The sequence below is a fragment of the Enterococcus sp. genome, from assembly GCF_032555305.1.
In the GTDB taxonomy this organism is placed as follows: domain Bacteria; phylum Bacillota; class Bacilli; order Lactobacillales; family Enterococcaceae; genus Enterococcus_A.
The window spans coordinates 41,930-57,299 of the sequence record NZ_JAWGOQ010000011.1; the positions used below are offsets into that span (position 1 = coordinate 41,930).

Below are 15,370 nucleotides of genomic sequence, written 5' to 3' on the forward strand. Positions count from 1 at the left end.
TGGGCGATTGTAGCAATATAATATTTTTTTGTTCGCTGGATTAGTCCGATGATGAACGGCAATTTTTGTGATCATATTTTTCACAAAATGTATAAGGAGGAAAACAAGATGAATCAACCAGAAAACTTGACAGTCGGTGGACTGCGGAAATTTTTAGCGCAGCTTTCAGATGATCCAAAAATTAATGACGAAACAAAAATCTTTTTAGATACCGGTTGGGATAGCATCCAAGAAATCAATCCAGATGCTTTAAGCATTGAAGAAGCCCAAGCATTTCAAATCGAGGATCCTTTGACTCATGAATTTTTCGGAGGATATTCTTTATTGGAGAAAGCGGAGAAAATGAATGCTGAAGGACCGACTGAAAAAGTATTGATTATCCGTAACTTATATTAGAACGAAAATGGAGGAAGAAAATGAATAAGAGACGTTGGGTTGCGGTCGTTATTGCAGTTGTTTTATTGATTTTTTCAGTGATATCGTCGACGATCAGCCGAAAAAATGAACGTAGTAAAGAACTTAGTCAAGTGAACGAGTTATTATATGGGACAGATGAACCTCAGGAAAAAACAGAAGAAGCTGGCTCAAGTACTGAGAAAATTGCCAAATTAGTAGTAGAGGGTACAATTGTTGACGATGGAACTAGCGGATTATTTTCAACTGATAGCTATAACCACAGTTCTTTTATGAAGCAATTAGCTAAGATCAAAAATGATTCGACAATAAAAGGGATTCTGTTGGAAATTAATTCACCAGGCGGATCAGTCTATGAGACGGCAGAAGTCACTCGTGCCTTGAAAGAAATTCAAAAAGATAAAAAAATTCCGATTTATGCATCAATGGAAAGCCAAGCGGCTAGCGGAGGCTACTATATCGCAGCTAATTCTGATCGGATTTTTGCAACAGAGGATACGATGACTGGTTCGATTGGGGTGATTATGTCCAGTATGAATTATTCTGGCTTGATGGAAAAACTTGGAATCACCGATGCCACAATCAAGAGTGGGGCTCTAAAAGACATCGGCTCATCTTCTCGCCCTCAAACAAAAGAAGATAAAGAAGTCTTACAAGCTTTTGTGGATAGTATGTATGGGCGTTTTGTCAAAGTCGTAGCGGAGGGCCGAGATATGGATGAAGCGGCGGTGCGGAAATTAGCTGATGGAAGAATCTATGATGGAGCGCAGGCTCTTCAAAATGGTTTAGTGGATGATATCGGTTTTCCAGATCAAGCATTGCAGGCTTTGCGAAAAGACAAAGGTTTGAGCGACGCAAAAGTTATTTCATATACTAGCGGATCCACAAATTTTATGAATACTTGGTTTGGTAATAGTTTAGCAGAACTCCAAGGAATCAAGCCTTCACAAGAAGAGCTGGTAAGAAATATCGTTGAAAGTGTTGGCACTCCTCAAGCTCCTAAAGCGATGTATCTGTATGGAGGTGAATAGTCATGGCTGAAGAGACTAATCAAAGACCGGCAGTTGGACCGGTGACACGGTTGCTTGAAAAAAGACAACGTCAGCCGCAATTTAATCATTATCCAGACTTTTTTTACGCAGGCTTTTGGATCCGTTTTTTTGCATATCTAGTAGATTTACTCTGTGTTACAGCGGTGACTACTATTTTGCTTGGCTTACCGGCTAACCTGCTTAACATAGAAAAAAACACTGAAATAACAAGCGTATATGGTTTTTTAGCACTAATAGTCTATTTGGCGTATTTCATTTTATTAACAAAAATGAATCATGGTCAAACGATTGGTAAGATGGTTTTTGGCATTCGCGTTATTAGCTTCACAGAAGCCGAATTGAGCTGGCAAACAGTGTTGGTTCGTGAAGGTGCTTGTCGATATATCTTGCGAGGATCCTTTTTTATGTTAGGTTATCTTGTAACAATTTTTACACCTAACAAACAGCATATTGGCGATTACTTTTCAGATACCAGTGTTGTAACGATTAATTTAATAGCAGCTAGAGAGGGTATTGACCAAGAATGAATCCGATAGAATTTCCAAAAAATGATCATTATTATTTAACACTAGCTGAAGAGGCCTTTTCAGCTGGGAATTTTTCACTGGCATTAGAAAATTATAAACTTGCTTATCAGAAAAATCCTTCAGCAAAATTGAATCGCCTGATCGCAAGTCTGGCTTTGGAGCAGGGAGATTTTGCTGAAGCGTTGAAATACTCCGAAGAAGAGATAGAAAGCTACCTTGAAACACCTGAGATGATTGATTTATATTTGCAAATTCAGTTATATTCTCAAAAGTTTTTCACCGCTCGTGAATTTCTCTGGCGCGCACAAAAAAATAAACAATTAACTGAAGAACAGCAAAACTTGTGGTCGATGCGTATCGATGAACAAGAAACTTTTTTTCAAAGACAACAACAAGCGGTAATCGAACAACTTGAAACTGAACTGAGTCAATTGCCGGCAATGATGCCGATGGATCAATTGATTGTCATTCGAAGAATCAAGCAGCTTCCAGAAAAACGTCTACAATCCTTGGCTGAAAGCTTTATGTTGGATCGCAAAATTGCGCCGTTGGTTCGCAGTTTCTTATTTGAGAGCTTAGCTAAAGTCGGGGTCGTGGAAAAGGTCAGATATTTGACAATCCAAGATGAAATCGTTGAGCTGTCTCCGGCACATACTGGCTTTGATGATACACTGCAAAACAAGATCGAAACTCTTTTGAATGATTACTTAATTGATGAGGACCCGATCCTTTTAGCGAATCTATTGGAACAAGTCAAGCTAGAAATGGCCTTCTTGTATCCATTACAAAGCTCGTTTATGAGACCCCAAGCATGGGTGGACAGTTATTTAGCTGAGTATCGAGGAAAAGCAGAAAAGCTGGATGATGCTGTAGAAATGGTTCGTAGTAAGATTAAACAACTTATGTTCGATTATCATTAAAAAATGCCGAGAGTAATAGCTTTATATTTACATTTCACAATCAGTAGTGTAATATTTAGTGGTATGCAAAATGCAAGTATAATAGTATTCGGAGGGAACAAATTTGACTGCAAATTTTGAAAAAACTGGCACCAATGATGGTGTGTTAACTTTCTCAATTGAACAAGAGCAAATTCAAAAGGGATTAACAAATGCATTCAACAAAGTGAAAAAAAATCTTAACGTACCTGGCTTCCGTAAAGGAAAAGTTTCTCGTCAAGTATTTAACCGCATGTATGGTGAAGAAGCATTGTATGAAGATGCTCTAAACGATGTATTGCCAACTGCTTATGAAGCAGCTGTTGAAGAAGCAGGAATCGATCCGGTTTCTCAACCAAAAATCGATGTAGACAGCATGGAAAAAGGTGAAGCTTGGGTCATCAAGGCTGAAGTTACCGTAAAACCTGAAGTAAAATTAGGTGACTATAAAGAACTTGAAGTTCCTAAACAAGATGCTGAAGTTTCAGATGCTGACGTAGATGCTCGTTTAAAATCAGAACAGGAAGCTCAAGCTGAATTAGTCATCAAAGAAGACGAAGCTGCTGAAAATGGCGATACAACTGTAATCGACTTTGAAGGATTTGTCGGCGAAGAAGCTTTTGAAGGTGGAAAAGGTGAAAACTATTCACTTGAATTAGGATCTGGTTCGTTCATTCCTGGCTTTGAAGAACAATTAGTTGGTCACAAAGCAGGTGAAAACTTAGATGTTACAGTTACCTTCCCTGAAGATTATCAAGCTGAAGATCTTGCAGGTAAAGAAGCAATCTTCAAAGTAACGATCCACGAAGTAAAAGCAAAAGAATTACCTGAATTAGACGATGATTTTGCTAAAGATGTTGATGAAGAAGTTAATTCTTTAGATGAATTAAAAGCAAAATACCGTGATGAATTAACTAAACAAAAAGAAGAAGCTGCAAAAGAAGCAAAAGATGAAGCTGCCATTAAGCAAGCAGTGGATAACGCTGAAATCGTTGAACTTCCACACGTAATGGTGCATGACGAAGTCCATCGTTCAATGGATGAGTTCCTTAACAACATGCAACGTCAAGGCATCTCTCCAGAAATGTACTATCAATTAACAGGCTCAACTGAAGCTGACTTACACACTCAATTTGAAGGTGAAGCAGAAGGTCGTGTTAAAACTAATTTAGTGATGGAAGCTATCGTTGAAGCAGAAAAGATCGAAGCATCTGATGAAGACATTGCTAAAGAAATCAACGAATTAGCTGGCATGTACCAAATGCCAGAAGAACAAATCAAACGTGTTCTTACTGAAGACATGTTGGAGCATGATATTAAAATGAAAAAAGCAGTTGAACTTGTAACTGGAACAGCTGTAGAAAAATAATTTCAGCATTTAGCTGCTTACCATTTAACTGGTGAGCAGCTAAATAAAGAAGGTTATTTTTAGTATGCCGCACACATTTTGTACGGCATATTTTTTTGTTTTATGGAGATTTTGAGTGAAGTATCAAGACTTAATCTTCTCAATAACTTAGTTTCTCAGTTTTTTTATAGTATTTATAACGAATAACTTCAAAATAACATCTAAATTTGGTAATATTGAATTATTAATAAATGAGACTAATTATCGAGGCAACTTTTCTATCATTAGATATATGCTTCGATACTTTAAGGAGGAGAAAATGAAGAAAAAATTTTTAGGATTATGCTTCTTGACTGTTTTGTTTCTAAATTGTTCAACGGCAGTATATGCTGAGGAAACTCAAGAATCAAGCAACAACCAAATAGTTGATACGGCAGCAATAAGCGAATCATCAACCGTTGAAGCGCAAGCAGATACACCAGCGGTTGAGCAAACAGCTGAGAATACAGAAGAAAGCACTCAAACGACAGACAGCTCCGTACCAGAAGAGATTGTCGTTCCTGAATCACAAATAGATACAGCAGAAGGTACGATGTCATTACCAAAAGGGCGTTCTGACCTTTATCCTTCGATTCAATTGTTCGCAGCATTGCCGTCAGTTTCGGCAACGAATACGAATACGCCGAGTAAGAGCTTTATTGATATTTCTTCTCATAATGGAAATATCTCTGTTGCGAACTTTCAAAAAATGCGAAATTATGGCGTTACAGGCGTTGTTGTTAAATTAACTGAAGCTACTAGTTATAAAAATCCTTATGCACAATCGCAAATTAATAATGCTATGGCGGCTGGTATGAAGGTTTCTGCTTATCATTACAGCTGGTTTAAGACAGATGCTCAAGCCGTTGCAGAAGCCAACTATTTTGCAGCAGAAGCAAAAAGACTTGGACTCAGCAGTGGTACAGTAATGGTCAATGATATCGAGGAGCCTCAGATTGCTGGGAAAGGGGATCACACCAACAACTCTCGAGCTTTCGAAAATCGTTTGAAATCATTGGGTTACGGAAATGTTCGCCATTATATCGGTTTAAATTGGTTGACTAGCGGTCGGATCAATGGTGCCACGATTGGGAACAAAAATATTTGGGTAGCTGCTTATCCTTATAATCTCTCAACGACGAATTTCTATACGCAATACGGTGCTTGGCAGTGGTCTTCACAATTATCATTTCCTGGCGTAGGCGGAAACTTTGATATCAACGCAGATTATACTGGAACTTTCAGTAATCCGAAAACAACACAGCCAGAAAATACTGTTCAGATGTATCGTGTCTACAACCCAAATAGTGGCGAGCATTTCTACACACAAAATGCTGCTGAGAAAAATAATTTGGTCTCAAAAGGCTGGAAATATGAAGGCATCGGTTGGAATGGTCCGACTTCAGGGGCGCCAGTCTATCGTTTATATAACAAAAATGCTGGTGATCATCATTACACTTTGAATGCGAATGAAAAGAACAACCTAGTCTCAAAAGGCTGGAAATACGAAGGAATCTCTTGGTACTCTGGTGGTTCGAAAGCACTTCATCGGTTGTATAATCCAAATGCTAAAGCCGGTTCGCATCATTACACATTGAACACGAATGAAAAAAATAATCTAGTAAAGCATGGCTGGAGATATGAAGGCTTGGCCTGGTATGCAAAATAGACTAAAAGTTCTCGAATTTTCGAGAACTTTTTTCTTTAGATTTCCTTTTTAAATACACTTGGATTCTTTGTCTTTTCAATGCTTTATGTTATTATAGATAAAGACTGCAATCGTGGAAACACTTGTAGAGAAAGAAGCAAGAGGTGAAAGCCATGTATGAGAGCACAGGCGCAGGTGAAACAGTCCGCTGTTCATTTTGCGGAAAGACCCAAGAGGAAGTAAAAAAAGTCGTGGCGGGTCCGGGAGTATACATTTGTAATGAATGTATCGACCTTTGTAAAGAAATTATCGACGAGGAATTCCATGAAGAAGCGATTCGTGAATTTATTGATGTACCAAAACCAAAAGAATTGCTGGATGTTTTAAACCAATACGTTATTGGTCAAGATCGAGCAAAAAAGGCTTTATCGGTTGCGGTGTACAATCATTATAAACGAGTGAATACTGAGAGTGATGGGCTTGATGAGGTTGAATTGCAAAAGAGCAATATTTGTTTGATTGGTCCTACTGGATCAGGTAAAACATTTTTAGCGCAAACTTTAGCGAGAACACTGAATGTCCCATTTGCGATCGCGGATGCAACCAGTTTGACTGAAGCTGGGTATGTCGGCGAGGATGTGGAAAATATTCTATTGAAATTGTTACAATCTGCGGATTACAATGTTGAACGTGCGGAAAAAGGAATCATCTATATAGATGAAATAGACAAGATTACACGTAAGAGTGAGAATGTTTCGATCACACGGGATGTATCAGGAGAAGGTGTTCAACAAGCCTTACTTAAGATTCTTGAAGGAACGGTTGCTAGTGTGCCGCCACAGGGTGGACGTAAGCATCCACATCAAGAATTTATCCAAATTGACACAACAAATATTTTGTTTATTGTTGGCGGAGCATTCGATGGGATCGAGACGATTGTCAAAAATCGTTTAGGCGAAAAAACGATTGGCTTTGGCACAAATAACAAGAAAATTGATGAAGATGCAAGTATTATGCAGCAGATTATTCCTGAAGATTTATTGAAATTCGGTTTAATTCCAGAATTCATCGGTCGCTTACCTGTAACAACAGCATTAGAAAAATTAACGACAGAGGATTTGGTTCGTATTCTGACTGAGCCGAAGAATGCGTTAGTTAAGCAGTATCAAAAATTACTTTCGTACGACGAAACGGATTTAGCGTTTGACGCTGATGCACTGAACGCAATTGCCGACAAAGCTATTGCACGAAACACAGGCGCTCGTGGCTTGCGTTCTATCATCGAAGATGTGATGATGGATGTCATGTTCGATATTCCATCAGACGAATCAATTGAAAAAGTGATCGTGACCAAAGAGTCTGTTGAAGGAACAGGAAAACCGATCATTGAATATCATAACGATAAGAAAAAAGCAGGTTAATAAGTGAGGGTTCACAAAGTTATTTGTGAACCCTTTTTGAAAGGCGTGAAGCAATGAAAGTGCATAATGCAGAGATCGTGATCAGTGCGGTCTCGCCAAAACAATATCCTGAAACGGATCTGCCAGAGATTGCTCTAGCAGGACGTTCAAATGTGGGGAAATCTTCATTTATCAATACCCTGATTGATCGAAAAAACTTAGCACGAACATCAGGAAAACCAGGTAAAACTCAAACATTGAATTTTTATTTAATTGAAGATGCTTTGCATTTTGTCGATGTTCCTGGATATGGATATGCGAAGGTTTCGAAGACAGAGCGCGCCAAGTGGGGCGAGATGATTGAAACATACATTACTAGCCGCAAGCAGTTACGAGCGGTGGTCTCACTAGTTGACGTTAGGCATGATCCTAGTAAAGAAGATATTCAGATGTATGAGTTTTTGAAGTATTATAATATCCCTGTGATTGTCGTCGCAACGAAGGCTGATAAGGTTCCCCGGGGAAAATGGAACAAACACACAAGTGCAATTAAGAAAAAACTAGATTTTGATCCGAATGACACCTTCATTCTTTTCTCTTCTGAAACAAAAAAAGGAAAAGAAGAAGCATGGCAGGCTATCGAGGCAGCAATCGAAAAGGACCAGGCTTAAGCCTGATCCTTTTTTTTATCTGTTTGTTCAGTTTTTGGTTTTAAAAACTTTTGAATATCTTCGTCCTTTTGTACTTTTTTATCAGGATCGACAGCGAACGATTCAAATAACTTATCCAAATCATCGGTTTTTTCAAATTTTAGTCCCATTTGAACACCTCCAGTTTTAGTTTTATCATAATCAATTATAGTATACAATTTTTTTAAACTTAATAATCAATTTCATAGGGTTTTTTAAATCTTTAAGATATAATTATAATAGAGCTATGAGAAAGGGGAAGGCAATGGAAAAAAATCAGAAGTTATACAGTGTCAGCCAGCTTTACGATCTTAAGCAAGCCGATATTCAATTGACGATCACCGATTGGCTAGTCATGAGTCGCCTATTGCTGGAACCAGACAAAATGCTAATCAATGGGAAAGAACAGGAGTTTAATCAGGAACATTTGCAGCGAACCATTACTGAGTTTGGGTTAAAGGAAGATTTTTGGCTTCAATTGAAAAACGCGGAAGAAGAAACGACAATTCACTTGTTAGGAGATTCGCTATTCGAAAAAAGTATTATCAACGAGAAAAATTTTTACTATTGGGAAAACGTCTATTTAGATTATTTGCGGTCGCGTTTGATTAAACATGGTTTCTTTGCTTACATTCGTTCATATGATGAGTATCTTTATCATAACACGAGTGAGTTATCCAAACGCCGTTCATTTGAATCAGCAGAAGAAACCAAAGTGCTACCCAAAATGAAAGGGCTTAATGGTGATGTTGTCGTAGATTGCAATCCTTTTCCTGGTTACGATGTTTTTTATAAAGGGGTCTGTCTGACAGCTTGTTGGTGGCTTTTTTTGGGAGCTCCTTATAAGAAATTGTTTGCTAAACAATTGTTGCTGGAGATCCAGCAGGTTGACCAAGTAGCAGAGCTGGGTTCAGGCGTTTTCTTTGAGCTCTATAAGGACCCGTTTCAGTGGCAAGATGCAGCGAATTTGAGGTTTCAACAATTATTTAGGGATCAGTTAGGTATCTCACAATTGTCTTATACTAACGGTGTCGGCATATTGAAACAACCCTATATTGAGTTTGCTTTTGAAGACACAGTAATCCAAACAGTGCAATATCAAAATGAGCAGTTCCAACCGACTGAAAAGAGTGATGCTTCTTATTTCGTCACTAGAACCTATAATTTCTTGACGAATCAATATCGCGTAAATCGAATGAAGGGTGGTCTAAACGCTCTTGCTTACTTCCCGTGGATTGATGATGAGAGCGAGAGGATGATGAACTATCACATTTTGTATCCTGAGTTGACGTTAGACAAAGGTTTAGCAGCATTTGAGTACTATATTCGTGATTCTATTGAATTTGAGATTCAGGATATGCGTTATAAGGATTATACCGCTGTCTTACAACTATTCATCCCCAAAAAAGCTTTTTTGGATTTTCCTTTAGATGAGTTGAAACTGGCATTGAAGGACATGACTATCCATCAAGTGAGTCGCAAAAATGATTCTCTGACCTTTTCATTAGAAAAAGAAGCGAAGCATTTGATTGTGTCATTTATTGATCAGAAGAAGGTATCCGCTAAAAATCAGTTAGATATTTTAGAAATTTGATGGAGGGAAAATAGCAGAACTATCTGCATTTCAAAGATTAATAAAAATTGTACTTTTGCTATAGAAAGGTGAGGTTTGCTATGGATCGAAGATATATCAAGATAATGGGTAGTTGCTTATTGATCGTTGCATTAATTTTCTTGTTGCCACTTCCGTCTCTAGAGATTCCTTTGTCGATTGCAGTTTTCTTTATTGGGATGATCCTGTTTGCGATTAAACCAAAACCTCAACCTGTCCGCGCTCACAGAAGAGATCGCTGGCTGTAAAAAAAATCCACTCTCAAGTTTTTGAGAGTGGATTTCTTTTTTATTACTTAACAACTGGTTTTTTAACTAAACCATAGATAACACCTGACACAATTGCACCGATGACGATGAATAAAAGGTAAAGTAACGGATGACTCAACAAGAGAACTACGAAGATCCCGCCATGAGGGGCAAGCAATTTGATGCCGACAGCACCAACTAATCCACCAGCTAAAGCTGATCCAACGACAAAGCTTGGAATCACGCGAATTGGATCGGCAGCTGCAAACGGAATCGCTCCTTCAGTTACGAAAGAAAGTCCCATTACAATGTTTGTCAATCCTGCATCTACTTGACTCTTTTCAAATTTATTCTTGAACAGACGCGTTGCAACAAAGATAGCCAAAGGAGGTACCATTCCACCTGCCATTACAGCCGCCATAACGATTGATCCTCCTTGAGCGACGCTTGACGCAAGCGTTGCCGTACCAAATACATAAGCAGCTTTGTTGATAGGACCACCTAAATCGACAGCCATCATTCCGCCAAGCAGAGCGCCTAATAAAATCGCATTTGAGCCGCTAAGGCCAGTCAAGAAACCATTTAAACCATCATTTATGGCTTTCATTGGAACGTTGACAAGGAGCATCAAGAAACCAGTAATCATCAACCCAAAGAAGGGGTAGAAGAGGATCGCTTTGATTCCTTCAAGTGATTTAGGCAAGTTTTTGAAGATTTTTTTCAAGAACACAATGACATATCCTGCAATAAAACCACCAATCAAAGCACCTAGGAAACCAGCTCCGCCAGCATTTGCCAAAGCACCAGCTGCAAAACCAGCAATCAAGCCAGGACGATCAGAAATACTTGATGCGATAAATCCAGCAAGAACAGGTAACATGAAACCAAATGCAGCACCGCCGATTTGATTGAACCAGCTAGCAGCTTGATTGTAATTCCCTAGATTAGCAAGTTCAGACTGAGGTACGCCCATAAATTGGTCAATCATGAATGATAAAGCGATCATGATTCCGCCGCCGATGACGAATGGTAGCATGTGTGATACACCATTCATTAAATCTTTATAAATGCGTTGTCCTAAAGTTCCATTATCACTTTTGTCATCGCTAGTTGAAGCTTCTTCGCCATTGCCATGATAAATAGGAGCGCTTCCGCTCAAGGCGAGGTTGATCAATTCCTCAGGTTTTCGGATTCCATCACTAACTGGACGGTTGACTAACTCTTTACCGTTAAAACGATTCATTTCTACTTTTTTATCAGCTGCTACGATGACTCCGTCAGCACGGGCAATATCTTCGTCAGTCAAGCGATGCTTGATTCCTTCAGAACCATTAGTTTCAACTTTAATCTCTACGCCCATTTCTTTCGCTTTTTTCTTCAAGGCATCTTCAGCCATGTAAGTATGTGCGATTCCAGTGGGGCAGGCTGTTACCGCAACGATATAACGACGATTTGTGTCTTTTATTTTCTCTTCTGCTTCGGCTTTTTCCTCAGCTTCCTTTTCTTTTTCAGCTGCATCAAAGGTCGCTTGGACTTGATCTGGACTATCAGCCGCTTTCAATTTTGCAACAAAATCTGGATTAATTAAAAGTCGAGATAGGGCAGCTAATGCTTGCAAGTGTGTATCGTTCGCACCCTCTGGAGCAGCGATCATAAAGAATAGATAGGTTGGTTGACCATCTAAAGATTCGTAGTCAACACCGTTTTTACTTTTAGCAAATAAAACTGTCGCTTCTTTGACTGCACTATTTTTTGCATGAGGCATTGCGATACCGTCGCCCAGGCCAGTGGAAGTTTGAGCTTCCCGATTTAAAATTCCTTCTTTATAAATATCAGTGTCAGAAATACGGCCAGCGTCATACATTTTTTGAACCATTTCATCGATCGCAGCTTTTTTTGTGGTCGCCTGCAAGTCCATGATCATGGCATCTTTGATCAATAAATCTTTAATATCCATCATAATTCCTCCAATTGTAATAAATATATGTTTGACAGAAGGGAAATCAGCATTATTTTACTTTAGTGATCTCAACTTCTGGTAATAATTCCTTAATGAAATCTGCTGTTGCTAAATCATCTGAGAATGTAGTGGCACTGCCGCATGCAACGCCCCATTTAAATGCTTCGACAGAATCCTGTGTTTTAGTATAATTACCGACAAATCCAGCGATCATTGAATCACCTGCACCCACGGAATTTTTCACTTCACGTTTCAGTACATTTGAACGAAATACGCCATCTTCAGTAAATAGCAGAGCACCATCACCGGCCATTGAGACCAACGCATGTTGTGCGCCTTCGTCTAGCAGACGTTGACCAAACGGAAAAATATCTTCAACTGAATTAAAGCTTGTTTGATATAGTTCTGCCAGTTCGTGATTATTTGGCTTTACTAAAAGTGGCCCTTTTTCTAAGGCATCCATCAAATCAGCACCGGTTGTATCAATCACAAACGATGCGCCTTTACCTTTAATGATCTCAATTAGCTTTTGATAAAAGCCAGTCGGAACACTGGCAGGCTTACTACCTGACAAAACTACGATGTCGGTTGAAGTCAAGTTTTCCAGTACTTTTTTTAGTCCATTCATTTCTTCTACTGAAACGACAGGGCCTTGACCATTGATCTCCGTTTCCTCATCGGCCTTCAACTTGATATTAATTCGTGTATCATCAGCAACTGTGGTAAAGTTGGTCTGAATGGCTTCTCTCTCCAGCCATTCTTCTATGAAACGACCAGTAAATCCGCCGAGAAATCCTAATGCGGTAGAATCATTATCAATTCGTTTCAAAATCCGCGAAACATTTATCCCTTTACCTCCTGGTAGTTTTAAATCATTCTTCATGCGATTAACATCGCCTATCATTAATTGTTCAACATGTACTATATAATCAATCGATGGGTTTAGTGTCACTGTATAAATCATACAGAAACCTCCTTCAAGGTAGTTTGTTCTGTGATTTGATTATGGATAACCAAAGGACAGGTATCGGTGAGGATTGAAGCTGCTGACAATGGAGCGACACTGACAAAACTTGTTTGATTGAATTTGCTGTGATCAACTAAGACAAATGCTTCTTCGGATTGTTGGATCGCTGCCCTTTTTAATATCGCTTCTTCAGGATCAGGAGTAGAATAGCCGCTGTCTATTCGAACACCATTCATTCCCATAAAGGCCTTATTAAAGCGATATTGTTTCAATTGTTCCAAGGCTTGAGATCCTACAACTGCGTCAGTTGTCAGTTTGATTCGTCCACCTAATACGATTGTTGCGATTTCAGCTTCAACCAGACGAGCAGCTAAACCTACTGAATTTGTGACGACTGTGATTGCTCGATTCTTAAGGAAAGGGATCATTTCAGAAGTTGTGGTTCCGGCATCCAAATAGATTACATCGCCTTCGGATATGCTCTTAGCTGCATATCTGGCTATCAATTTCTTCTGTTGAACGTTTTTGGATGATTTCTCAGCCATACCTAGTTCTTGTTCAAGATGCTGTGGACGTTTTGCACCACCGTGGACACGTTCCAGCATCCCTAAATTTTCAAGTTCCTGTAAATCACGTCTAATTGTGGATTCAGAAGCATCTAACCATTGGATTAGATCCTGTGATTTTACCAATCCATCCCGTTCCAGCCAATCAGTAATTTTTCTGTGTCGTTCTTCTGTAAGCATTTTCAATCCTCCTTCATTTGAAATAGTACCACAGTTTTTTTTATAATACAACCATAAACAGTCATAAACGGTCAAAAACATTTAAACAGGAATATTTGGTTCGTCTTATTTTGAAGGAGCGCTAAAATTCTGTATGATAAATATAGAGAGGTGAAGATTATGGGAAAACAAACGATTTTACAAGGATTTGAATGGTACCTTCCTGCTGACGGCAATCATTGGAAGACATTAGCAGAAAAAGCGGAGGAATTAAGTCAAATTGGAATTGATGCTATTTGGATGCCGCCGGCCTATAAAGGTTCTGAAGGCGCAAATGATGTCGGATATGGAACTTATGATCTTTATGATCTTGGCGAGTTCGACCAAAAGGGCAGTGTTCGAACAAAGTATGGAACCAAAGAAGAGTATTTAAGCAGTATAGCTGCATTGAAAAAAGTTGGATTGAAAATTTATGCAGATATTGTTTTCGATCATTTTATGGGCGCAGATGAGACAGAAACCGTTTCAGCTGTTTCCTATCGCTTTGATGATCGGACTAAACCTGATTCCGGAGAAGAAGAAATTGAAGCCTGGACAAAATTTACTTTCCCTGGTCGTCAAGGTAAATACAATGATTATCAATGGAATTGGGAAAATTTTTCAGGGGTAGATTATGATGCTCGGGAAAAAGATCATGCGATTTTCAACTTTGCAGACAAAGGCTGGGAGCCGAATGTTGATGACGAAAATGGCAACTTTGATTATTTAATGGGATGTAATCTAGACATGGAGAATCCTGAAACCATCGAACAATTAGACAAATGGGGTAAATGGTATCAGGAATTGACAGGTGTGGATGGTTATCGCTTAGATGCAGTGAAGCACATTCGATTTGACCTTTTTGTTGATTGGCTTCTTAAACGTCGTGAGGAAAAAGGTGAAGATCTTTTTGTTGTCGGAGAGTATTGGTCCGATGAGCTAGAGAAACTGCAGGAATATCTAGATTCTTCTGGAAACCTGATTTCACTTTTTGATGTTCCACTACATTTCAATTTCTTTCAAGCGGCTTCAACTATGGGTGGATTTGATATGAGGCAAATATTTGCTGGAACTTTGATCGAGACGCGTCCCGATTGGGCGGTAACATTTGTCGATAATCATGATACCCAACATGGACAAAGCTTGGAATCGTGGGTAGAAGGCTGGTTCAAATTGCATGCCTATAGTTTAATTTTACTGCGAAACGAAGGTGAACCAGTCGTTTTTTGGGGAGACTTGTATGGAACGGAAAACGCTGAAGCAGTTGGTCCGGGTCTTAACAACTTAATCAAGTTGCGACAAATGCTGAATTTTGGTAATCAAGCAGATTATTTTGATGATCCTGATGTGATTGGTTGGACTTTAACAGGTGATTTTGATGATCCTGAATCAGGAGCGGCAGTGATTATGACAAATGCCAATGGTGGCGAAAAAGAAATGACCATCAGCGCTATTCATGAAGGTGAAACATTTGTTGATTTACTTGGAAATAATGAAGCTAAAGTGGTATTGGATGAAAATGGACAAGGGGTATTTCCAGTGAATGACGGTCAGGTTTCAGTCTACGTGAACGAAAGACTAGCTAAAAAAATTCAAGGCTAGATCATTCAAGAGACTCTGTGGAGTAGTTTAAATTGATCAATTTATCCATCGTCTGTGACTTTGAGAATATTTAAAGAAAGCAAATGCTAATATTTCTTTCCATTCGGATAGTTATATAAACATTTGCTTTTTATTTGTAAAGGATTTTTCAAAATTGCTTTC

General features: G+C 38.9%; 15 protein-coding genes. 11 read left to right on the plus strand and 4 right to left on the minus strand.

All coding sequences use genetic code 11. The features are described 5' to 3' along the window. The first annotated feature begins 108 nt into the window (after positions 1-108). The 8 genes from E6139_RS09795 to yihA all read left to right on the plus strand — a co-directional run bounded on the left by E6139_RS09795 (position 109) and on the right by yihA (position 8,037). Entirely contained in the window at positions 109-396 is a 288-nt protein-coding gene (locus E6139_RS09795) for a hypothetical protein (protein ID WP_316402882.1), read from the plus strand. A 20-nt stretch (positions 397-416) separates the two neighbouring features. Beyond that, on the plus strand, positions 417-1,445 hold the full coding sequence (sppA, locus tag E6139_RS09800) for a signal peptide peptidase SppA (RefSeq protein WP_316402883.1): 1,029 nt from the start codon (positions 417-419) through the stop codon (positions 1,443-1,445). A gap of 2 nt (positions 1,446-1,447) precedes the next feature. Continuing rightward, positions 1,448-1,993: an RDD family protein gene (locus E6139_RS09805; protein ID WP_316402884.1), complete on the plus strand. Its 546-nt coding sequence runs from the start codon at positions 1,448-1,450 to the stop codon at positions 1,991-1,993. Next, positions 1,990-2,913 (plus strand): hypothetical protein, encoded by a 924-nt coding sequence (locus E6139_RS09810; protein WP_316402885.1) that lies wholly within the window; start codon positions 1,990-1,992, stop codon positions 2,911-2,913. The genes E6139_RS09805 and E6139_RS09810 overlap by 4 nt, the downstream gene beginning before the upstream one ends. 103 nt (positions 2,914-3,016) lie before the next feature. Next, on the plus strand, positions 3,017-4,300 hold the full coding sequence (gene tig / locus E6139_RS09815) for a trigger factor (protein ID WP_316402886.1): 1,284 nt from the start codon (positions 3,017-3,019) through the stop codon (positions 4,298-4,300). Positions 4,301-4,598: 298 nt separating this feature from the next. Then, the gene (locus E6139_RS09820) at positions 4,599-5,987 is read left to right on the plus strand and encodes a GH25 family lysozyme (protein WP_316402887.1); all 1,389 of its coding nucleotides are present in this window, start codon (positions 4,599-4,601) and stop codon (positions 5,985-5,987) included. 152 nt (positions 5,988-6,139) lie between these two features. Beyond that, positions 6,140-7,387: an ATP-dependent Clp protease ATP-binding subunit ClpX gene (clpX, locus tag E6139_RS09825; protein WP_316402888.1), complete on the plus strand. Its 1,248-nt coding sequence runs from the start codon at positions 6,140-6,142 to the stop codon at positions 7,385-7,387. Positions 7,388-7,440: 53 nt separating this feature from the next. Beyond that, on the plus strand, positions 7,441-8,037 hold the full coding sequence (gene yihA / locus E6139_RS09830; protein WP_316402889.1) for a ribosome biogenesis GTP-binding protein YihA/YsxC: 597 nt from the start codon (positions 7,441-7,443) through the stop codon (positions 8,035-8,037). Here the strand turns inward: yihA and E6139_RS09835 are convergent. Continuing rightward, positions 8,034-8,186: an SPJ_0845 family protein gene (locus E6139_RS09835; RefSeq protein WP_316402890.1), complete on the minus strand. Its 153-nt coding sequence runs from the start codon at positions 8,184-8,186 to the stop codon at positions 8,034-8,036. The genes yihA and E6139_RS09835 overlap by 4 nt on opposite strands. A gap of 134 nt (positions 8,187-8,320) precedes the next feature. Here E6139_RS09835 and E6139_RS09840 point away from each other — a divergent pair, with 134 nt between their 5' ends. Together E6139_RS09840 and E6139_RS09845 are read left to right on the plus strand one after the other, a co-directional pair. Beyond that, a complete protein-coding gene (locus tag E6139_RS09840; protein WP_316402891.1) occupies positions 8,321-9,649 on the plus strand; it encodes a hypothetical protein in 1,329 nt (442 codons plus the stop codon). An 80-nt stretch (positions 9,650-9,729) separates the two neighbouring features. Continuing rightward, positions 9,730-9,915 (plus strand): hypothetical protein, encoded by a 186-nt coding sequence (locus E6139_RS09845; RefSeq protein ID WP_316402892.1) that lies wholly within the window; start codon positions 9,730-9,732, stop codon positions 9,913-9,915. 43 nt (positions 9,916-9,958) lie between these two features. Here E6139_RS09845 and E6139_RS09850 read toward each other — a convergent pair whose 3' ends face one another. From E6139_RS09850 to E6139_RS09860, 3 genes are read right to left on the minus strand one after another with little or no spacing between them, the layout of a single operon-like run. Next, complete coding sequence (locus tag E6139_RS09850; RefSeq protein WP_316402893.1) at positions 9,959-11,872, minus strand: fructose-specific PTS transporter subunit EIIC; 1,914 nt, start codon at positions 11,870-11,872, stop codon at positions 9,959-9,961. A gap of 52 nt (positions 11,873-11,924) precedes the next feature. Continuing rightward, positions 11,925-12,839 (minus strand): 1-phosphofructokinase, encoded by a 915-nt coding sequence (pfkB, locus tag E6139_RS09855; RefSeq protein WP_316402894.1) that lies wholly within the window; start codon positions 12,837-12,839, stop codon positions 11,925-11,927. Beyond that, complete coding sequence (locus tag E6139_RS09860) at positions 12,836-13,588, minus strand: DeoR/GlpR family DNA-binding transcription regulator (protein WP_316402895.1); 753 nt, start codon at positions 13,586-13,588, stop codon at positions 12,836-12,838. Before E6139_RS09860 ends, pfkB begins: the two co-directional genes overlap by 4 nt. 159 nt (positions 13,589-13,747) lie before the next feature. Between E6139_RS09860 and E6139_RS09865 the strand changes: the two genes are divergently transcribed. Continuing rightward, positions 13,748-15,208 carry an alpha-amylase gene (locus E6139_RS09865; RefSeq protein ID WP_316402896.1) on the plus strand — a complete coding sequence of 487 codons (1,461 nt, stop codon included), beginning with the start codon at positions 13,748-13,750 and terminating at the stop codon, positions 15,206-15,208. The last annotated feature ends 162 nt before the right edge of the window (positions 15,209-15,370 follow it).